This is a genomic window from Ruegeria sp. A4 (assembly GCF_056543025.1).
This window is the reverse complement of the sequence record NZ_JBQGAW010000005.1, coordinates 63,546-84,376: the sequence shown is the minus strand read 5'-3', so window position 1 is coordinate 84,376 and position 20,831 is coordinate 63,546. Positions and strand designations below refer to the sequence as shown.

The 20,831-nt window shown below is 58.3% G+C and carries 15 protein-coding genes; 3 read left to right on the top strand and 12 right to left on the bottom strand.

All coding sequences use genetic code 11. From position 1 onward, the window contains the following. Nucleotides 1-87 precede the first annotated feature (87 nt). A complete protein-coding gene (locus ACR0E2_RS14850) occupies nt 88-978 on the top strand; it encodes a LysR family transcriptional regulator (RefSeq protein WP_480446929.1) in 891 nt (296 codons plus the stop codon). Here the strand turns inward: ACR0E2_RS14850 and ACR0E2_RS14845 are convergent. From ACR0E2_RS14845 to ACR0E2_RS14835, 3 genes are read right to left on the bottom strand one after another with little or no spacing between them, the layout of a single operon-like run. Then, a complete protein-coding gene (locus tag ACR0E2_RS14845) occupies nt 951-2,030 on the bottom strand; it encodes a helix-turn-helix domain-containing protein (protein WP_480446928.1) in 1,080 nt (359 codons plus the stop codon). The genes ACR0E2_RS14850 and ACR0E2_RS14845 overlap by 28 nt on opposite strands. Before the next feature lie 47 nt (nt 2,031-2,077). Further along, nucleotides 2,078-2,815: a hypothetical protein gene (locus tag ACR0E2_RS14840; RefSeq protein WP_480446927.1), complete on the bottom strand. Its 738-nt coding sequence runs from the start codon at nt 2,813-2,815 to the stop codon at nt 2,078-2,080. Beyond that, the gene (locus tag ACR0E2_RS14835) at nt 2,812-3,414 is read right to left on the bottom strand and encodes an RNA polymerase sigma factor (RefSeq protein WP_480446926.1); all 603 of its coding nucleotides are present in this window, start codon (nt 3,412-3,414) and stop codon (nt 2,812-2,814) included. The genes ACR0E2_RS14840 and ACR0E2_RS14835 overlap by 4 nt, the downstream gene beginning before the upstream one ends. Nucleotides 3,415-3,432: 18 nt before the next feature. Between ACR0E2_RS14835 and ACR0E2_RS14830 the strand changes: the two genes are divergently transcribed. Continuing rightward, a complete protein-coding gene (locus tag ACR0E2_RS14830; RefSeq protein ID WP_480446925.1) occupies nt 3,433-4,371 on the top strand; it encodes a c-type cytochrome in 939 nt (312 codons plus the stop codon). Nucleotides 4,372-4,809: 438 nt separating this feature from the next. After that, entirely contained in the window at nt 4,810-6,594 is a 1,785-nt protein-coding gene (locus ACR0E2_RS14825) for an ABC transporter ATP-binding protein (RefSeq protein ID WP_152460557.1), read from the top strand. Nucleotides 6,595-6,947: 353 nt separating this feature from the next. Here the strand turns inward: ACR0E2_RS14825 and ACR0E2_RS14820 are convergent, their stop codons facing one another. The 9 genes from ACR0E2_RS14820 to ACR0E2_RS14780 form a co-directional block, all read right to left on the bottom strand. Beyond that, nucleotides 6,948-7,901: an ABC transporter ATP-binding protein gene (locus ACR0E2_RS14820; protein ID WP_480446924.1), complete on the bottom strand. Its 954-nt coding sequence runs from the start codon at nt 7,899-7,901 to the stop codon at nt 6,948-6,950. Continuing rightward, entirely contained in the window at nt 7,898-8,875 is a 978-nt protein-coding gene (locus tag ACR0E2_RS14815; protein ID WP_480446923.1) for an ABC transporter ATP-binding protein, read from the bottom strand. The genes ACR0E2_RS14820 and ACR0E2_RS14815 overlap by 4 nt, the downstream gene beginning before the upstream one ends. 4 nt (nt 8,876-8,879) lie before the next feature. Beyond that, entirely contained in the window at nt 8,880-9,782 is a 903-nt protein-coding gene (locus ACR0E2_RS14810; protein WP_480446922.1) for an ABC transporter permease subunit, read from the bottom strand. Beyond that, nucleotides 9,782-10,789, bottom strand: coding sequence for an ABC transporter permease subunit (locus ACR0E2_RS14805; protein ID WP_480446921.1), 1,008 nt, complete (start codon nt 10,787-10,789; stop codon nt 9,782-9,784). The genes ACR0E2_RS14810 and ACR0E2_RS14805 overlap by 1 nt, the downstream gene beginning before the upstream one ends. Then, nucleotides 10,789-11,883 (bottom strand): M24 family metallopeptidase, encoded by a 1,095-nt coding sequence (locus ACR0E2_RS14800; RefSeq protein ID WP_480446920.1) that lies wholly within the window; start codon nt 11,881-11,883, stop codon nt 10,789-10,791. The genes ACR0E2_RS14805 and ACR0E2_RS14800 overlap by 1 nt, the downstream gene beginning before the upstream one ends. A gap of 68 nt (nt 11,884-11,951) precedes the next feature. Then, the gene (locus tag ACR0E2_RS14795; RefSeq protein WP_480446919.1) at nt 11,952-13,535 is read right to left on the bottom strand and encodes an ABC transporter substrate-binding protein; all 1,584 of its coding nucleotides are present in this window, start codon (nt 13,533-13,535) and stop codon (nt 11,952-11,954) included. Between the two features lie 298 nt (nt 13,536-13,833). Beyond that, nucleotides 13,834-15,921 carry an adenylate/guanylate cyclase domain-containing protein gene (locus tag ACR0E2_RS14790; RefSeq protein ID WP_480446918.1) on the bottom strand — a complete coding sequence of 696 codons (2,088 nt, stop codon included), beginning with the start codon at nt 15,919-15,921 and terminating at the stop codon, nt 13,834-13,836. Between the two features lie 155 nt (nt 15,922-16,076). Continuing rightward, a complete protein-coding gene (locus ACR0E2_RS14785) occupies nt 16,077-18,053 on the bottom strand; it encodes a DEAD/DEAH box helicase (protein ID WP_480446917.1) in 1,977 nt (658 codons plus the stop codon). A gap of 387 nt (nt 18,054-18,440) precedes the next feature. Next, complete coding sequence (locus tag ACR0E2_RS14780) at nt 18,441-20,822, bottom strand: 1-deoxy-D-xylulose-5-phosphate synthase N-terminal domain-containing protein (RefSeq protein ID WP_480446916.1); 2,382 nt, start codon at nt 20,820-20,822, stop codon at nt 18,441-18,443. Nucleotides 20,823-20,831: the final 9 nt, after the last annotated feature.

Sequence of the window (20,831 nt, the reverse complement as noted above, 5' to 3'; positions counted from 1 at the left end):
TCACTGATCACAAGCCTAAGGCCGGGGATCAAAAACTCAGACCTAATTGTCTTGCCGGTGAGGCTAAGTTCTGCTTAGCCTGTCGGAATGAACACCCGCGTCCCTTCCCTCAACTGGCTGCGCGTATTCGAGGCTGCGGCCCGAACCGAAAGTTTTGCCCGCGCCGCGACCCAGTTGAACATGACGCCGGCCGCCGTCAGCCAGCAGGTCAAGGCGCTGGAAACAAGACTGGGCACACCCTTGTTTCACCGTCACGCGCATGCGGTCACTTTGACCGAGACCGGGCGCGCCTATCTGCCGTCGGTACAGCAATCCTTGCTCATGCTGGAAACGGCAACCGCCGGACTGTTCGGCGAAACCCGTGAGCAAAGGCTTTACGTGCAGTCGGTGCTGCTGTTTGCACATGGCATTCTGGCCGGGGGTGTTCCCGGATTTCAGGCGGCGCATCCTCAGATCAACCTTTCGCTTTCGACCGGCAATGTCATGTCGGATTTTGCCAATCGGTTCACTGACCTTCAGATCGTGTTCGGAAACCCCGCGCTGTTCGGCTCGGAAAGTGACGAGTTGATGCGCGAACATCTCTATCCCATCGCCCCACCCGAGGTTGCTGCCCGGATCGAGACGGCAAGGGACTTGTTCGACTTCACCTTGATCGAAGTTTCGACCCATCGGGCAAGCTGGCCGCATTGGTTCGAACACCAGCGGCTGCCAGCAGGCCAGGCACGGTATTTTTTTGCCGACAATTCGGTGATGGCGGCCGAGCTCTGCGCCAGAGGATGCGGCATTGCCTTGGCGCGCGCGCCCGCGTCAGATCGCATTATGAAGCTTTCCGGTTTGGTCCCCTGCCTGCCGGACTTCTCCTGCCCGGGGCAGGAAGCCTATCATCTGGTCTATCCCTCCCGCACGGCGCTGCGCCCGGCAGCGCGTATGTTTCGCGATTGGCTGATGGATTACAGCGCCGCCGTCCAGACGCGGTAACGCCCCTGCCCGGTGACCTCGCGAACCAGACCCCGCTGCGCGAACAGGTCGAAATTGCGCTGTACCGCGGCGCGGGAAGCCTTGGTCAGGTCTTCGGCCAAAGGCGCGGATACCATGGGCCAGGCCGTCAATGCATTGATCAGGCGCGGTGGGGTGCGGCCACTCAGATCCTGCGTGACCTCTTTGGCTTTCGCCTCCCACGCGCTGATCCGGTCCAGGTGCAATAACGCTGCAAGGGCAGCCTGGCCTGCGCCGCCGATCCATGCGCTCAGTTTTTCCGACGGATCCCCCGAGCCGCGCAGCGCGCGCGGCCCGGACAAGGCCAAGGGCATGAACTGCGCACCGCCGCGCCCCATGGAGGCCGCATGCCGCGCGGCTATGACGGCTGCTTCCGTGTCCTGTCCGATGCCTTGTGACACCGCCCGCCAGGCGTGAAACGCAATTGCCGACTGCGTCACAGGATGCAACCTTTCGGCATTTTGCATGACCTCGGCCAGATCAATGATGGATTCCGGGGTCGCGTCGGCCCCCTGAGCCAGTCGGTCAAGAAACGCGGTCAGCCCCCGTTCCCAACCGCCGGCAGCAGGCGGCGCGCCCGAACTCAGGCGTCGCACGGCCCATCCGGCCCGGAACAGGGCCTGCACGTCATCATGAGTCGCGCCGATCCGCAAACCGGTCCACAAAGCCAATCGATCCACGCTGATCCGGTCTCCGGTCCACCACCCCAGATCGGACGTCTCCATCAATGCCAAGCGATGCGTCCAGCCTTCGGGGCCCGCTCGCAACCGTTCATCCAGCGCGCCAAAAGTCAGGGCCAGATCTGCAAGTTCCGCAGAAAGGTCGGACTGCGCAGCCCGCCAATCACGCGGATCGAACAGCAGGCGCTGTTCGCGTCGCGGCCCGGGCAGGAAGAAACCTTCGTCTTCCTCGACTTCATCCGGCGGCAAGAACCACAGATCGTCCTCTTCGGACGGATCGCCGTCATAGATGCTGGCGGGGCCAAGATCTTCGGCCTCGTCTTCAGGAAGGGGCAAGGGTTTCTTCGACGTCATACCCCGCATTCTTCGGGCATTCCCGTTGGTTCACAAGGGGTATTCCGTCAGCCCGCAAAGGTTCGGGTCAGAACATCCAGTTCGCTGCTCAAATCGGTCTGCGGAGAGCTGCCCAGCAGCATGTAACCATAGCCATCCTGTGCCCAGGTCGCTGTTGCCAAACCGCTCAGAGTGGCCTGTTTGACCTCTGCCTTCGGGGCGTTCGGCCCCTGGCGGATAACACAGAAGGCAAAAGGTTGACCCTGCTCATCGGCGAAAACGACCTGAACCAAAGGCTTTCCCTTGAACGAAAGAACCTGTGCTCGCTTCAACTCCAACCCTGGCAGGGAGTCCAGCGCTTCACGGTTCAGAGACCTGCCAAGTGCTGCCTCGGCCATCGCGAACTGCTTGTCCAGCGATGCCTCGGAACTGTCCAGCGAGACAATCGTCTCGGGCACATAAAGCGACTGATAGATCGCCGCTTGCTGCGCCCAGCCCAGTTCCGCCGGACGCGTCGCCCAGAATGTCAGGGCAACGGCTGCAACCCCGACGCCCGCGGCCACGGCCAGAAGGCGCAGAAACCCGCCATTGGTGTTTCGCGCCACGGGTTCCGGCAAATCGACCTTCGGCGCCGCGGTGGGCAGTGTCTCAAAGACCTGCCGAACGACAGGCGCAAACGGATCCAGCGCCATCAGGCGGCGTTCAAGCTCGACATCATCCTCAACCGCGGCCTCGATGGCGCGGCTCTGAGCCTCATCCAGCGTGCCTTCCAGATACGCCAACAGCGTCTCGTCGGAAAACGTCATTTGCCACTCCGTCGCGCGGCGTCTGCCGCCTCAAACTGCATCACGGTTTTCAGTTTCCGCCGGGCATTCGATAGCCGGCTCATGATTGTGCCGATGGGAACGTCCAGCAATGCAGCGGTTTCGCGGTAGCTGTACCCTTCGACGAACACAAGCATGACCGTTTCCCGCTGCGCTTCTGGCAGCTGCATCACTTGAGTAAACACTTCAGCCGCAAAAATATTCGTTTCTGAATCCGGCAAAGTTGCGACCAGTTCCGATTCTGGGGTCACGGACAGCACCTGCGCCCGCCGGACGGAACGAGACCGCACTTCGTTCAACCAGATTGACCGGCAGATCGTCATCAGCCAACTGTCCAGACGATCATGCGACGTTACCTGATGATGCCGCTCGAGCGCACGGAGGCATGTGGCCTGCACCAGATCGTCCGCCACATCTGATGCCCCCGACAACGCCAGAGCAAACCGCCAGACGCGTCTTGAGTGCATCTGTACGGCGTCACGAACGGCCTGTTCGGAAGTCATCTCGGCACTCATCGAATAAAACGCGACCTGTGTGTGTTTGTCAGAAACGGACCCGGCCCGCAGGGCCAAAACTGACATAAACCGCGGAGGAAAGAAATGAAACTTCTGTTGAAGGCAGTCACGTTTGCGTCGGCAATTGTTGCAACACCCATATGGGCAGCGGGTTGGACACTGGAGTCCGATCGCTCGCATCTGGCCTATGGAACGATCAAGAAAAACGCGGTGGGCGAGGTCAACAGCTTCACCAACCTGAGAGGACACGTGACGCAGGAGGGCATGGCCGAAATCGAGATCGACCTGTCCTCGGTCGAGACCAACATAGATATTCGCAACGAACGGGTGATCGAATTTGTATTCCGCCAAGCACCCACTGCGCGCCTGACGGCCGAATTCGACATGGCAAAGGTTTCAGGGCTGGCCGTGGGTGAAACCACTACTGTAGATGCTGCTTCCGTGCTTTCGCTGGCCGGCACGGAAGTTGAGTTTGACGCGGAAATGTTCATCGCACGCTTGTCCGAGACGTCAGTGCTTGTTTCGACAAACGACATGGTGTTTCTCAGCACGGAAGACGCCGGGGTCAACGCCGGCGTGGACAAGCTTATGGAATTGGCAAGCCTGCCCGGCATCACCCGAACGGTACCGATTACCGCCCGGCTGATCTTTTACACGGATGAAGAGCAGGCCGCGACGGCATCGGAAACCACAGAGGTTGTTGCTGCCGTAGCTGTTCAGGGTGACGTGACGGCCGGCAAAAAGGTGTTTCGCAAGTGCAGCGCTTGCCACAAATTGAAAGAAGGCAGCCATGGTGTTGGCCCGTCCCTGCACGGCATTCTCGGCACAAAGGCCGGTCAGGCCGAGGGATTCAAGTATTCGACAGCGCTGGAAAGTTCCGACATCGTCTGGACCCATGAAACCCTGAGCGCGTTCCTGTCGGATCCCAAAGGGTATCTTCAGGGCAATCGAATGCAGTTTCGCGGTCTGAAAAAGGACGAGGATATTGTTAACCTTCTCGCGTATTTGCAGGAAGAGGGGTGACGGCAACACCTGAGAGACCTGGCTGCAGCGCTGAATTTCGATTTCACGCAACCGGCCCCGGGATCGGATACGATGCTTGTGCTCGTCCCCTGTCTGGTTTCGGATCAACACGTGTTCAAAGTCAGGAATTACGGCCTCCTGTCAGCGGATCTATGCCGGACACACGACTCGTTTGTGGCAAAACAGCCCGTATTTTAAGGCGTTTTTTGCGGATCCTGTCGCGCCACCAACCCTGTCTGCGCGCGTACAAAGGGGCAAATCGCGGTTGTCGTTGCGCTTTCCAACTCTTGTCCGATCGTCAACCAGCCATTATTTAGCGGGCGTACAGCTCAGATGGTCGGGATGGGCCGCTCTGCTGCAGCTTGGCATCTGTCCTTTAGGCCCGACAAAATATAGGTTAACTGAGCGTGCGCACAGTTTCACGATTTGGAGAACGCAATGATAAAGCGCGCCTGGAACAAGTGGCGATCAGGCTATATGGGCCGCCTTGTAGGTGAAAGCTTTTACGCGCAAGGCAAGCTGTATGGTATTGCGGTTCTGGCAATGATTGCCGTGGCGGTCACCACGGCCGGCTCCGCATATATGATGGAATACATTGTCGATGCCATGACCAGCCCCGACTTGAAGGGTTGGGCACATGTGATTGCGCTGGGGGTTGTCCTCCTGTTTCTGGTCAAAGCGGTCGCATCCTATATTCAGGCTATTTACCTTGCCCGCGCAGGCAATCGGATCGTGGCGGAACAACAGGACAAGGTTTACCGCAAACTGCTCAAACATGGGGTCGCGTTCTTTTCGACCAATGAATCGTCGGACCTTCTGATGCGCACCACCCATGGCGCGCAGGCAGCCAGAAACCTGATCGATGTGCTGGTCACCGGGTTTGTCCGAGACGCTCTGACTCTGGTCGGGCTGGTTGCTGTCATGGTGTATCAACAGCCCGTTCTGTCCATCTTGTTCTTTGTGGTGGGTCCGATTGCCCTGTTGGGTGTTCGCTATCTGCTGAAGAGCGTACGCACGATCATGCAGGCCGAATTCAAGTCACTGGCGGAAATCATTCGGGTGCTGCAAGAGACCTCGGCAGGGATCAAGGTCATCAAGGTCTTCTCGCTCGAAGACCGGATGATCAACCGCATGGACACGGCCATCCGGAAAGTTGAACAGCGGTCGAACGATATCGCCAAGTTGCAGTCCATTGCCAGCCCTCTCATGGAGTTTCTGGCCGGCCTCGCCGTGGCGGGTGTACTAGTGGTCAGCACGATGGGAATCGCAGGTACGGAACAACCCAGCGCAGGCCAGTTGATGTCCTTTATCACGGCGTTGCTCATGGCCTATGAGCCGGCCAAGCGCTTGTCGAAAATGCGCGTTCAGATCGAAACCTGCATGGTTGGTATCAGCATGTTGTTCGGCCTGCTGGATCAGGACGACACGATGGTGGAAAGCCCCGAGGCCCATGACCTGATCGAAGGCCCCGGCCAGATCACGTTGCGTGATGTGACTTTCGGCTATCAAGGTGCCGTACCTGTAATTGAAGACATGAATATCACGTTCGAGGCCGGCAAGACCACCGCGCTCGTCGGTCAGTCCGGCGGTGGCAAGTCTACGATATTCGGGCTGATCATGCGGTTCTACGATCCCGATCAGGGCAGCGTCGAGATTGATGGCCAGGACCTGCGCGAGGTCAGCTTTGCGTCCCTGCGAAAAAAAATCTCTTATGTCGGTCAGGATACGTTTCTGTTTTCGACGTCGATCATGGACAACCTGCGCTGCTCGGCCCCTGACGCAACCGAGGAAGAGGTCATTGCCGCGGCCAAAGCCGCACATGCGCACGAGTTCATCATGGACCTGCCGGAAGGGTACGAAACGCAAGTCGGCGAAAACGGAACATTCCTGTCAGGTGGTCAGAAACAGCGAATTGCGATTGCACGCGCAATACTGAGAAATTCCGAGATCCTGCTTTTGGACGAGGCCACAAGCGCGCTGGACGCTGAATCGGAATCGCTTGTCAAAAAGGCTCTGGACACCCTGACAAAGGATGTAACCGTCGTCGTCATTGCGCACCGACTTTCGACTGTTCTGGAAGCGGATAAGATTATCGTGGTTCAGGATGGCTCGATCGTGGAACAGGGCAATCTGGACGAGTTGATGAAAAAGAACGGAGCCTTCCGCAACCTGTTCGATCAGCAATTCAAAAAACACGAACCCTCGGCGGAAGTGGCAGAGTAGCCCCTGCATTCGGCCTGGCACATGGCTCCCTTCTCCGGGCAAGACCTGACCGGAAGAGGGGCGGAGTATTCTCATCACGCGCGTCCGTGCATCGAAATCATCAGGCCCAAGCCCCCAAGGGATATGGGCAGCTCGGGCCGCATCTGGGAACACGAACGGTCCTGTCTTGCGCACGGGTTGGAAGATTGCGGTCTTCGGCGGTAGCGACACAAACATGTGGCATGGTCGCCCACGCCTGCGCGCCGTTCCTGCCAGCGCCTTGGCGGGGTGGTTCTCCCACAAGAAGTCAACGTCGCTTCTATTGCGACCGCCCTGTTTGCCACTGCCTCACGCCACGCAAAAACCTACTTGCACTACAAGGGGTACAGACACGCGACCTGATGCGTTTCTCCGGCCAGTTCAGGCAATGTTGCCCTGCACTGATCGGTTGCCAGCCAACATCTTTGCGCAAAGGCGCAACCTTTTGGAATATTCATCGGCGACGGCAGTTCGCCCTCAAGCTTGATCCGTTCTTTTCGGGCCGTGGGGTCGGCCCGGGGCGTCGTGGACAGCAACGCCTTGGAATAGGGGTGGCGCGGCGCGGCGAACAGCTGTTCTTTGGGCGCCTTTTCAACAGCGCGCCCCAGATACATCACGATCACGTCGTCGGCAAAATGCCGGACCACGGAAAGATCATGCGAAATGAACAGATAGGCGAGGTCAAGCCGTTCTTGCAAATCCACAAGCAGGTTCAGGATCTGTGACTGGATCGAGACGTCCAGTGCCGAAACCGGTTCATCCAGAACCAGGACCCTGGGATTCAACATAAGCGCGCGTGCAATGGCGATACGCTGACGCTGCCCGCCAGAGAACATATGTGGATAGCGATCATAATGCTCGGGCCGCAATCCCACCATCTCGATCGTGTCGCGCGCTTGTGCCTCGCGGTCTGCGGCGGACATGTCCGGGCGATTGATGATCAGCGGTTCCTGCAAGATCTGGCCGATGCGTTGACGTGGATTCAGCGATCCATACGGATCCTGGAACACGATTTGCACCGTTTCCCGCATCTTGCTCCACCGCGACGGGGTAATGTCGACACCGTCAATCGTCAGCCTGCCCGACGTCGGCTCTTCAATCATCGTGACCAATCGCGCCAGTGTTGACTTGCCACAGCCGGACTCTCCGACGATGGCCAGAGTCTTTCCCGGTTTCAGTTCGAAATCCACCCCCGAAAGAGCCTTTACCGTCGCTGATTTGGACAGCAAGCCGCCCTTCACCGTGTAAAACCGGGTCAGATCTTTCGCCTGAACGATGGGGTCGGTCATGCCAATTCTCCGGCCGCAATTTTTTCAACGTGGTGACAACGTGCCTTGCCGAAGGCATCGGCATGAGGGGTCGGCGGTATTTCGGCGCAAGTTGCATCAGCGAACCGGCATCGCGGGCTGAACAAGCACCCTGCGGGGCGATCGAATTGACCCGGCACAACGCCGGGAATCGTCGGGAGGATCTTGGAGGTCGCGCGCTCGGGCAAAGCGCTCAGCAGGGCGGATGTGTAGGGATGACGCGGCGTGCGGAACAAATCGCGCACGGGCTGCTCTTCGACTTTTTGTCCGGCATATTGCACCTGAACCCGTTCGGCGGTTTCGGCCACCACCCCCATGTCATGAGTGATCAGCACAAGGCCCATATCGTGTTCGTCCCGCAACCGAACCAGCAGGTCGAGTATCTGCGCCTGAATGGTGACATCCAGCGCAGTGGTCGGTTCGTCCGCAATCAACAGCTTGGGCTTGCAGGCGATGGCCATCGCGATCATGACGCGCTGGTTCATGCCCCCTGACATCTGGTGTGGAAAGGTGTTCAGGCGGCTTTCCGGAGCCGGGATGCCGACCTGGTCGAACAGTTCAATCGCGCGCTGGTGGCGGTCCTTGCGGTTCAAACCAAGATGGATGCGCAGGGCCTCTTTGATCTGGAATCCCACCGTGAAACAGGGGTTCAGCGACGACATCGGCTCCTGAAAGATCATTGCCATGTCCTTGCCGATGATCTTGCGGCGCTCACGGGCCGAAAGCCCGGCCAGATCCACCCCCTCAAAGCGCATCTCGTCAGCGGTGATCGTCGCGGTCCAGGGCAACAACCCCATCAGCGCCAGCATCGACACCGACTTGCCCGAGCCGCTTTCGCCGACGATGGCCATCAGCTCGCCCCTGTCGACCGACAGATCGACACCGTCCACGGCGCGGAACTTGCCCGAGGCCGTGGCGAATTCAACAGTCAGGTTGCGGATCTGCAAAAGGCTCATGCCATCAGCTCCGTTTCAGTTTCGGGTCAAGCGCATCACGCAGGCCATCACCCATCAGGTTGATGGCAAGAACGGTGACAAGAATCGCCAGACCGGGGAAAGTAACCACCCACCAGGCGCGCAGTATGAATTCGCGCGCTTCGGCCAGCATGGTGCCCCATTCCGGAGTGGGCGGCTGCGCGCCCATGCCCAGAAAGCCCAAGGCAGCTGCATCCAGAATTGCTGTCGAAAAGGACAACGCCGCCTGTACGATGATGGGTGCCAGACAATTGGGCAGCACGGTGATGAACATCAACCGTGACCTGCCAGCACCGGCCACGCGCGCCGAAGTGACATAATCCTTCTGACGTTCCGCCAGAACCGACGCGCGGGTCAGGCGCACGTAGTGGGGTTGGAAAACGATGGCGATGGCGATCATCGCGTTGGTCAGCGACGGGCCAAGGATGGCCACCAGCACCAGTGCCAACAGCAGCGATGGAAAGGCCAGAACGATATCCATCACCCGCATGATCAGCGTATCGACCCATTTGGGAGCAAAGCCCGACAGCAGGCCAATCATCACGCCACCCGATACGGCCACACAGACGACGACGATTCCGACAAAGAAGGAATAGCGCGAGCCCATGATCAGGCGCGACAGCATGTCCCGACCCAGCGGATCGGTACCCAACGGGAAAGCCCAGCTTCCGCCCTCCTGCCAAGCAGGCGGTTGCAGGATATGATCGCGGAACTGCTCGGTCGGGTCATAGGGGGCCAGAAGGGGCGCAAAGGCGGCACAAAACACAAAGGCTGCAAAAACCCAAAGCCCGATGACAGCGCCGCGGTTTTCGCTGAAGTAGTACCAGAACTCGCGCAGGGCGCTGGGGCGGTCTTCCGTACTGGGCGGGGTTGAGGATAGTTCGGCCATCACCGCCTCCGAATTTTGGGGTTGATGATGCCATAAAGGACATCGACCAGCAGGTTCACCAGCATCACGATCACCGCGATCATCAGCAATCCGCCCTGAACAACCGGGTAGTCACGGCGAAAGATGCTGTCGACCATCCACTTTCCTATGCCCGGCCAACTGAAGATGGTTTCGGTCAGAATGGCCCCCGCCAGCAATGTGCCCACCGACAGGCCGATCACCGTAACAACCGGAATCAAAGCGTTTCGCAGCGCGTGCAATCCATTGATCCGCGTTGGTGACAAACCCTTGGCGCGCGCGGTGCGGATGTAATCTTCGCCCAGCACTTCCAGCATCGCCGACCGGGTCTGGCGTGCGATGACCGCCAGCGGAATCGTTCCCAGCACAATCGTCGGCAGGATCAGATGGCGCACGGCCGATCCGAATGCCCCTTCCTGACCCGACAACAGGCTGTCGATCAGCATGAAGCCCGTGACGCTGGGAAAGTAATACAACAGGTCGATGCGGCCCGAGACCGGCGTCCAGCCCAGATTGCCCGAGAATATGATGATCAACAGCAGCGCCCACCAGAAGATGGGCATCGAGTACCCGACCAGCGCCGAGGACATCAGCGCCCGGTCAAAGAACTTCCCTCGGTTCACCGCCGCGATCACACCTGTCGGCAGACCCAGCGCAACGGCAAAGATCATGGCGCACAGCGACAACTCCAGCGTTGCGGGGAACAGCGAAAAGAACTCATCCCATACGGGTTTCCTGGTGACAAAGCTTTCGCCCAGATCACCTTGAAGCACTCCGGTGAGGTAATCCCAATACTGCTGCAACACCGGCTTGTCGAAACCCAGCTTTTCGACCATTTCCTGATAACGTTCTTCCGTCATGCCGCGTTCACCGGCCATCACGATGATCGGATCGCCGGGCAGCACCCGGATGAACATGAACGAAATCAGCGTCACGCCCAGAAATGTCGGAACAAACAGGCCAAGGCGGGTGAGGAAATAGCCAAGCATCAGCGACCTATGATTGTAAGTTCTTTGGGAAAGCGGGTCAGTGACCGACAGCCATCCCCGGTGACAAGAACGTCATCTTCTATGCGAACGCCGAACTTGTCCAATGCATACAGACCGGGTTCGTTGGTCCAGACCATGCCCGGCAGGATTTTCTGGCGGTTGCCGCGCATGATATACGGCGCCTCATGCACGTCCCGGCCCAGACCGTGACCTGTCTTGGTCCGGATACGATCGGAAAAGGGCGAGGCCTCAAGCACGCCTGTGACGGCGTCGTCGATGTCATGCGCTGTCACGCCGGGGCGGCAGGCTTCGAACCCGGCTTTGTTGGCGCGCAAAACCGTGTCGTAGACATCCCGGCCTTCGTCCGTGACGTCCCGAACGAAAAAAGTTCGCGTGATGTCGGCCGCAAAACCATGTTTTCGAGCGCCAAAGTCGAACAGCAAGGCATCGCCTGCCTTGATCCGGTAGTCGGCGCGCGCCTTGCCGTGCGGTCGTGCCGAGTTGTCCCCCGCAGCCACGATGGGGGAAAAGGCCAACGACTCGGCGCCTTCCGCAAAAAGCGCCTGTATCAGCGCCTGTTCGATCTGTTTTTCGGTCTGACCTGCGCGTACATCTGCGATCACACGCTCCAACGCGCGTTCCGAAATATCGATGGCCGCTTGCAGCGCGGCGATATCTTCTTCGGTTTTGATGATGCGAAGGCCTGAGATTTCGCGTTCGCCGTCCACAATCCGCAGATCCGGAAATGCGCGGGTAAACGCGTCTGACACGAAAAACCGCATCACCTGACCTTCGACGGCCAGCGATCTGATCGGACTATGCGCTGCCAGCGCGGAAAAGGCGCCGTCATAGCCGGTCTGATCGCGCCAGTCGAACACGGCACCCTCAAATCCGACCAGATCCCATGAAGCGAGTTCCAGATTGGGCACGACCGCCGCCGGATCACCCAGCGCCGGAATCACCACGACAAAAGGGCGCTCGTGGCTCATGAAGGATTTGCCCAATACGCGGGTGAAATTCGGACCGGGCACCAGGGCCACTGCGTCCACTGACATATCCATTGCCAATTGGCGGTATTCGGACAAATCCGGCATTCTGCCCGATCTCCTCAATAAGAAAGCCGGAGCCACCAATCTGGTGGCTCCGGTTTGTAAGTGGTGGTTTATTCGACGCTCACACCATAGAAGATGTGACCGCCCAGAGGGTGCACCTTATAGCCTTGCACCTTGTTGCTCATGGGCATGTAAACGACCGAATGCGCGATGGTTGCCCACGGAGCCTGCTCTTTGAACACAACCTGCGCTTCTTCGTACAGTTTGGTCCGCTCGGCCTGATCCGTGCTTTGTTTGGCCTTCAGGATCAGGTCTTCGAATGGCTGATGGCACCATTGCGCCCGGTTGGATGCTTCGACACCGTCACAGCCCAGCAAAACCGCCAGGAAGTTGTCCGGGTCGCCATTGTCCCCGGTCCAGCCCAGCAGAACGGCACCGTCCCGGTTCAGTTCTTTCGACCGAGACAGGTATTCACCCCATTCGTACGAGACGATTTCGACGCCCACACCGATCTTGGCGAAATCCGCCTGGATCAACTCGGCCATGCGACGGGCATTGGGGTTGTAGGGGCGCTGGACGGGCATGGCCCAGATTTTCATCGACAGGTCCGAAACACCTTCGGCCTCAAGCATGGCCTTGGCCGCTTCGGGATCATAGGGGTCGTCCACGATGGCGTCGTTGTAGCCCCACATGGTAGGCGGGATCGGGTTCTTGGCCACTTGGCCCGAACCCTGGAAGACCACGTCGATGATCGCCTGCTTGTCGATCGCCATGTTCAGCGCTTTGCGCACCTTCGGATTGTCGAATGGCGCCATGGTGGTGTTGTAGGCCAGATAACCAACGTTCAGGCCCTCTTGTTCCAGCATGTTGATGTCCGGATCATCCTTCATTGCCTGAATGTCGGCAGGGTTCGGATAGGGCATCACATGACATTCGCCTGCTTTCAGCTTTTGATAGCGCACAGATGCATCCGGCGTGATGGCAAAGATCAGGTTTTCGACCTGCGCTGGGTTTTTCCAATACGCATCATTGGCCGCGTATCGGATCACCGCGTCTTTTTGATATGCCACGAACGAGAAAGGTCCGGTGCCGATGGGTGCCGTATTCAGTTTTTCCGGCGTACCGGCTTCCATCATTGCCGCAGCGTATTCCGCCGACACGATCGAGGCAAAGTCCATCGCCATATTGGCGACAAACGGTGCTTCGGGCTTGGACAGGGTAAATTTCACCGTGTAGTCGTCGATCTTTTCGATGGACTCGACCAGATCAGGCATCCCCATACCCTGGAAATATTCCCAGGTTCCCCCTGACACTTGATGATAAGGGTGGTTTTCGTCTTTCTGACGCATGAAGGTGAAAATCACGTCATCCGCGTTGAAATCGCGGGTCGGCGTGAAATCGTCATTCGAGTGGAACTTGACGCCCTGGCGCAGCTTGAAAGTGTATTCCAGACCATCATCGCTGGCCTCGACACTTTCGGCCAGGCCGGGGACCACATTGGTCGTGCCCGTTTCAAATTCAAGCAACCGATTGTAGATTGGATGAGAAGACGCATCAAAGGTCGTCCCTGCGGTGTACAGCGCAGGATCGAACCCTTCAGGTGATCCTTCGGAACAATATACAAGTGTATTTGCCTGCGCCACGGCACCCGTCAGGGCGATCGCAGTGGTTGCGGCCAGAAGTTTGAGGTTCATGATTTTCTCCCAGAAAAGGACTTATAAAGACAATCGCATGGCTCTTTGTCGCCAGAGCATTCAGTGACAGCACAGGTCGTCGCGATCCCTCTGTCTAATGTATCCAAAATACAAAATCTAATGTCAACAGTGTCTTTCTGCGGAAATCTTTGAAGGCTTTTTCTGCCATTGCACCCTGATTTCCGGATTTCACTCTCATCTTCGCTGCGCAAACGATACGACGGCCCGAAAACCTCTGCCGCGCACTCAGAGCTTTCTGTTCACGGGTGCGAATTGCTTGCTCTGACGGCCTGCACGCTCACGTCTTGTCCGTATGCGTAACCGCACGCCAATCCCGTGAGGGAGGGTTGGTCAAAAGTTTCGTTGCGCGCAACTTCATGGCGACGGACACTGGGTCCCCGCCCCGCATTTTGTCCGCGGCCTCAAACGCAGCTATCGCCTGCTCGAACCGGCCGGAACGATAATGCGCAAGACCTTGTTCGTAGGTCTCGATCCAATCAAGGGATCCTTCGAAACCGTCGGCCATCGCAATCAGCTCATAGACCACCAGCTCCTCGGTCCGGCCAAAGACCGCGAGCGTGTCCAGCTCTCGGACGACAATTGCGTCGCCTGCTTCGCGCCGGGTCTCGGGGCCGATCAGAATACGCGTGCCATACTCCTTGTTGGCCCCTTCCAATCGGCTGGCCACATTCACGACGTCACCGATCGCCGTGTAGTTCAACCGCTGCTCTGACCCAATGTTGCCAACCAGAGCTTCACCGCTGTTCAACCCGATCCTGACACGCAGGGAATTTCCGGCCTCGTCTTTGATGCCCGCATCTTCCACGGTCGCGACAAGATCCAGTGCCGCGCGGCAAGCATTTTCGGCATGGAACGCATCCTTGCGAGGTGCCCCCCAGATCGCCATGACCGCGTCACCCATGAACTTGTCGATCGTCCCGTCGTGGCGCGCGACGGCTGCTGCGGCCGCAGAGAAAAAAGGCTCCATCAACTGGATGATTTTGGGGCCGAGTTTTTCCGACAACCCGGTGAATCCGGTCACATCGCAAAACAATACGGATATCTGCTTCATTTCGCCACCGGGCTGCGTTTTGATGCCCTCGGCGACTAGCATCTTCACAAGATCGGTCGGCACGTATTTTCGGAACGCGGACAGTCCTGCTGCCATGCTGGCCGTTGCCGCAGACAGATTGGCAAGCTCGGACAGGTTTGAAGGCCGGCGTGGAATGCGTTCGACGTCGAAGCGTTCGATCTTGCTCAGATCCTCGGCAATGCGCGCCAAAGGATTGGCCACAATTCGACGGATCAACCAGATCGCCAGAGCGGTTGAGACGATCACGACCCCGATCAGGATATAGATCAGGTCTATCAAGGTTGCATTGATACCCGACAAAAACGCCGCCTCCGGAATGACCGTAGCGACGCGCCACCCGTAAAAGCCCAAAGGTGTCAGGGCCACCGCATAGGGGACGCCATCGATCACCACGCGTTTCGTCGAACTGCCCGCAGTATTGCCATCCGGGTCGCCCAACAGTTTTTCCCCCGAGATCTTGGCAACCTCGTACAGCTCACCCTCGCCCATGCGCGCCGGTGTAACTTCGTCCGCTTTTGCATCGGGAACAGCAATTACTTTGCCATCGGCATCCAGAATAAAGGCGGCTCCGAATTCGCCGGGCTCGAGCGTCGCCAGAAAGCGTGACAAACGGTCGGTTTCGATTGCGACCGCAAGAACACCCTGCCGTGCCCGGTTGACATCGATCGGCCCCGCAAATGCGTATACGGTCTTGTCACTGCCCGGAAGATCGCGTGCTTCGATCCATCCCATCGTGTCCAGGGACATAAAATTGTTGAACCAGGCATGATCGCGAGGATCATAGGAGGTCGGAACAAAGGTCCTTTCTTCGAACTGAATATCCCCGGGAATAAAAATGTATCGATCGGTCCGCAAGTTCCGGTCGCGGATGTCCTTGTCGATCTCTATCATCTCAAGCCCGCTGTCGCCCAAACGATGCGACGCGAAAAAATTGCCGTCCGGCCAACCGAAGAAAATCCAGGAAATATTCGGTTGCGCCTGCAACTGAGACAGAAAGACGAACTCTCGTTTATCGGCCTGCCGTGTTGCGATGACATTCTGTACAAAGATCGTGCGCACCGCCGACCATGCGGCTTCGGCGGATCTGAGGGTTGCCCCGACTTCGATGCGGACCGCGTTTGCGATCTGGCTGTTGATCTCAGCGGCAAGCATGCGGCTGTTGTCACGCGCGGTCGTCCACCACAGCGAATGAACAACGAAGGTCGACACGCCGATGGATACGGCGACCAGCATAGATACAGCAATGCCGACACTGAACCGCATGAAAACCCCGAAAAGAATGTCCTGTACCACAGTATTCGGTTGAGATGGCAAGAAGCGCAAAGCTTAGTTTGCTCCAACCCCGAAAAATCACGCAACTGTTAAGCACATGTGTATGCCGTGACCGAAATCCACGGCACCTGGTCACTTGCCAATGCCCAGAGGACAGACCTTGTCCGTGGCGGAAATCAACTGCCCTTGGGTCCGGATTTGCGACGTTTTGGAACTGCGTTGCCACCCTTGGCGGATTTGACGGCCGCCGCGCGTGCACGATTCTTCTTGCTGTTTGGCTTGCCCTTTGGCGGCGGTGGACCTTTCGGCGCGTCTCCGGCTGGTTTGGAGCGACCTCTTTTTTGTTCAACGCTGCCGGGTTTGCGCTTTTTCGGTTTTGCGCCCGAAGCGCTGAACTGGCTTTTTGCGTCGTCATCCGACGCTCGGCGGGTTTCGGTCGCGGGCACGGTCTGGGCAGGCTGAACCTCGGGCTTGGATTGGCGGCGGTGGGCTTTCCGCTCAGCCGGAGAGTTTTCCTTTTTGTGTCCCGTAGGTCTGCCTTTGAACTTTCTTTTGAGACCGGACCGACCGGTTGACGACAGGTCCGGTGCTTTGTCCAACCGCACAAGGTCTTTGGTTTCTTCGATTTTCATCTCTGGACCAATGGCGGTCAGAAAGCGGTCGACACTGGCTTCACTGATTTCGAAATAAGTTACGTCCTCGGCAATCCGGATGGCACCGATGTCGTCTTTTGTCAGATCGCCCGCCTTGCAGATCATCGGCAGCATATGACGGGGAGACGCATTCTGATTGCGTCCTTCGGACAATGAAAACCAGACGCCTGACCCAAAAGATGCGCGTGGCTTTGGGGCGTTCTGATCGATCGCCGACAGCTCTTCCGGGGCGGAATGGCGCAGTTTGTATTGCCTCAGGTAAGCGGCTGCAATTTGTTCGGGCGTGAAGCGAGCAATCAGTTTTTCAACAGACGGGCGTTCGCTTTCCGTGATCTCGACCTGCCAGTCCTCTGATGCCAGCATCCGAGCCTGATCACGCTCGTTCACCTCGTCGGCAGACGGGGCCGATCCCCATTCTGCTGTCAGCTTGGCAAATTTCAAAATGCGCTCTGCCCTTTTGCGCGATGATGGCGCGACGATCAGAGCACTGACGCCCTTGCGCCCAGCGCGACCCGTGCGGCCAGACCGGTGCAGCAGTGTTTCATGGCTGTTGGGCAGTTCGGCATGGACCACCAGATCAAGGTTGGGCAGATCGATGCCGCGGGCCGCAACATCAGTTGCGACGCAGACCCGGGCCCGTCCATCGCGCATGGCCTGCAACGCGTTGGATCGTTCGCTCTGGGTCAGCTCACCGGACAGGGCCACGACCGAAAACCCCCGGTTCGACAGGCGCGCGGTCAGGCGCGAAACCATTGCTCGGGTGTTGCAGAAAACGATGGCATTGGGGGCCTCGTAATATCGCAGCACATTGATTATCGCGTTTTCACCATCACGCGGCGCCACCGTCATGGCCCGATACTCGATATCCGCATGCTGGGTCTGTTCGCCGACCGTGCTCACACGTTCCGCGTCGCGCTGATACCGCTTGGCCAGATTGGCAATCGCGCGAGGCACAGTGGCAGAAAACAACAAGGTCTGACGATCCGCGGGTGTTTCATCAAGGATGAACTCAAGATCCTCGCGGAACCCCAGATCCAGCATTTCATCCGCTTCGTCCAGGACAACCGCTCGGATAGCTGTCAGATCGATTGACCCTCGGTTGATATGGTCGCGAAGTCGCCCCGGAGTGGCCACAACGATATGAGCGCCTCGGGCCAACGCGCGACGTTCATCCCGAATGTCCATGCCCCCGACGCACGAGGCCAGAAACGCTCCCGCTCCGGAATACAACCAGCCGAGTTCCCGTTTCACCTGAAGTGCCAGCTCGCGGGTCGGTGCGACAACCAGCGCCAACGGTGCTTCGGGTTTGCCGAGCGTTTCTTCATCGCCCAGCACCCTGTGCGCTATCGCCAGACCAAACCCAATGGTCTTCCCTGATCCGGTCTGGGCCGACACCAGCATGTCGCGCCCTTCCAGCTCGGGTAGGGTGACGGCTCGCTGAACTTGGGTCAATGTATCATAGCCCTTGCGCGCTAGCGCATCTGCAATGGTTTGTTTCACGGTGGTGGTTCTTTGTATCGGCCAGGTGATAGGCGCTGTGCGGAATTGCGATCAGCGGATCATCCAAGGGTAAAGACAGCCCCATACCGGCTGCCATCCCGGTTGTATAGACGGGAAAACGGGCATTTTCGCCGAAAAGCTTCCCATAAGGGAACACCCTGACAGGTCGGACCTTGACGCAACCGTCAGGGCCGGGCCGCGTCAAACCTGGGTCAACGCGGGAACACAATTCAACATCTTGCCGGCAGCTGCCTGCCGTTGGGCGTCAGAGACACGCACCGGGCACGCATAATCGTGCCTATCATTTCGATGACATGGCCGTCGTCGATGCGACATGGGTCAAACAAGAGCCCGAGCGGGATCGTTCCTGATCTTGTTGACCCAATCTCAAGCCCCTGTCGCCCGAAGAAGTACTCTGCCACGGGTCAAGCCATTCACTTTTTCGATGATGGCATCGGCATCAATACAGTGGTGGCGATAGAGATCACCGATCGTTCCTGTCTGGCCAAAATGTTCGACCCCCATCGGAATGGTCTGATGACCGCGCACAGCGCCCAGCCAGGACAATGTTGCAGGATGCCCATCAATCACGGTGACCAGATTGCAATGCGCCGGCAGGCCAGACATCAGGGTTTCGATGTGGGATAGTGCGGCGGGGTTGCCGCGCGACCGCGCGCGTTGTGCAGCCGTCCAACCGGCATTCAGCCGATCCGCGGACGTCACGGCCAGAACGCCGATATCGCGACGGCCCTCGCCGATGATACCGGCGGCCTTGATTGCCTCGGGCGCGACAGCACCTTGATAGGCGATTACAACTTCGCAATTGGGCCCCGGTTTTCGCAACCAATAGGCCCCGTCAATGGCACCCTGCCGAAACTCGTCATCCACGCGTTTGCCCGGCTGCTCAATCGGGTTGGTCGTCAGACGCAGATAGACGGAACCGCCGGTTTCATCGCGCAGCCATGTGCGCTCGTCCGGTTGTCCTTCACCGTCGCGTTGCAGATAGTCGAAAGCCCATTCCATGATCACCGCCAGTTCATCAGCAAAGGCGGGTTCAAATGCGGCCAGCCCGTCCTGGCTCATCCCGATGAGCGGTGTGCCGACGGATTGATGCGCTCCGCCTTCAGGCGCCAGTGTCACGCCCGACGGCGTACCAACGAGAATAAAGCGTGCATCCTGATAGCAGGCATAGTTCAGCGCATCGAGGCCGCGACTGACAAAGGGGTCATAGACGGTGCCGATCGGGATCAACCGTTTGCCAAACAGGGAATGCGACAGACCTGCCGCTCCCAGAAGCAGCATCAGGTTCATTTCGGCGATTCCAAGCTCGATATGCTGCCCTTCCGGCGTGAATTCCCATTTCGCCGTCGAAGGGATCCGATGTTCTATGAAGGCATCGGCTTGCGTGGATCGGGCAAACAGCTTGCGCCTGTTCACCCAAGGCCCCAGGTTAGTCGTGCCGGTGACATCCGGAGAGGTTGTCACGATGCGTTCGGTCAACGGGCCATCACCTTTTGACAGATCGTCAAGGATCTTGCCAAACGCCATCTGGGTCGAGATTTCGCGGCTGGTGTCGACCTCGATCCTTGGCATGTCCAGCTTGTCATCGAAATAGCGGCGCGGACCCTTGGCAAAGAACGGTGCCCTGGCCAGAAAATCCTTGAATGCGGCGGGGTCCTGTACTGTCGCAAGCGGCTCCCATTCCTCGCCGTCTGGCACGCCCATATGCGACTGCCACGCGGCGAACTGGCTGTTGTTCATCAGCCCGCCGTGATTGTCCTTGTGACCTGCGATGGGGGTGCCCCACCCTTTGACGGTGTAGGCCAGGAAACAGGTCGGGCGATCATGATCAATGGCGGCAAATGTCCGGGCCATGGTCTCGACGCAATTGCCGCCAAGGTTTTCCATCAGCGCCGCCAGCTCTGCATCCGTCCGCCGTTCAATCAGAGCGGTCACATCCCCCTGATCCCCCAGATCGTCCATCAGGCGCTGCCGCCAGACTGCGCCCCCCATGAAGGTCAAAGCCGAATAATCCTGGTTGGGGCACGCATCGATCCAGTCGCGCAGGCGATCGCCACCCGGTTCTTCAAAGGCCGCGCGTTGCAGAACCCCATATTTCACGCGCACGACATCCCAACCGAACGCATCGAAGATCTTTTCAATCCGTTCGAACAGACCTTCGCGGACGATACCATCCAGGGATTGCCGGTTGTAATCAACGATCCACCACGTATTGCGCAGGTCATTCTTCCAGCCTTCCTGCAAAGCCTCGTAAACATTGCCTTCGTCCAGTTCTGCGTCGCCTACAAGGGCCACCATCCGCCCCATCGGAGCATCCGAGCCCCAGCTTTTGGCCTTGATGTAATCCTGAATGATCGAGGCAAACGAGGTGATCGCGACACCCAAACCCACAGACCCGGTGGAAAAATCAACGTCGTCGATATCCTTGGTCCGGCTGGGATAGCTTTGCACACCGCCAAAACCACGGAAATTTTCCATCTTCTCGCGCGTTTGATTGCCCATGAGATACTGCATCGCATGGAAAACCGGCGAGGCATGGGGTTTGACAGCCACCCGGTCTTCAGGGCGCAGGGCCGAAAAATAGAGCGCGGTCATGATCGACACCATCGAAGCAGACGACGCCTGATGGCCACCAACCTTGATCCCATCCACCTTTGGCCGGATGTGGTTGGCATGGTGGATCATCCAATGCGACAACCATAACAGACGTTGTTCAACGATCTTCAACTGGGTGGGATCAAGGTGCATGGCGGTCTC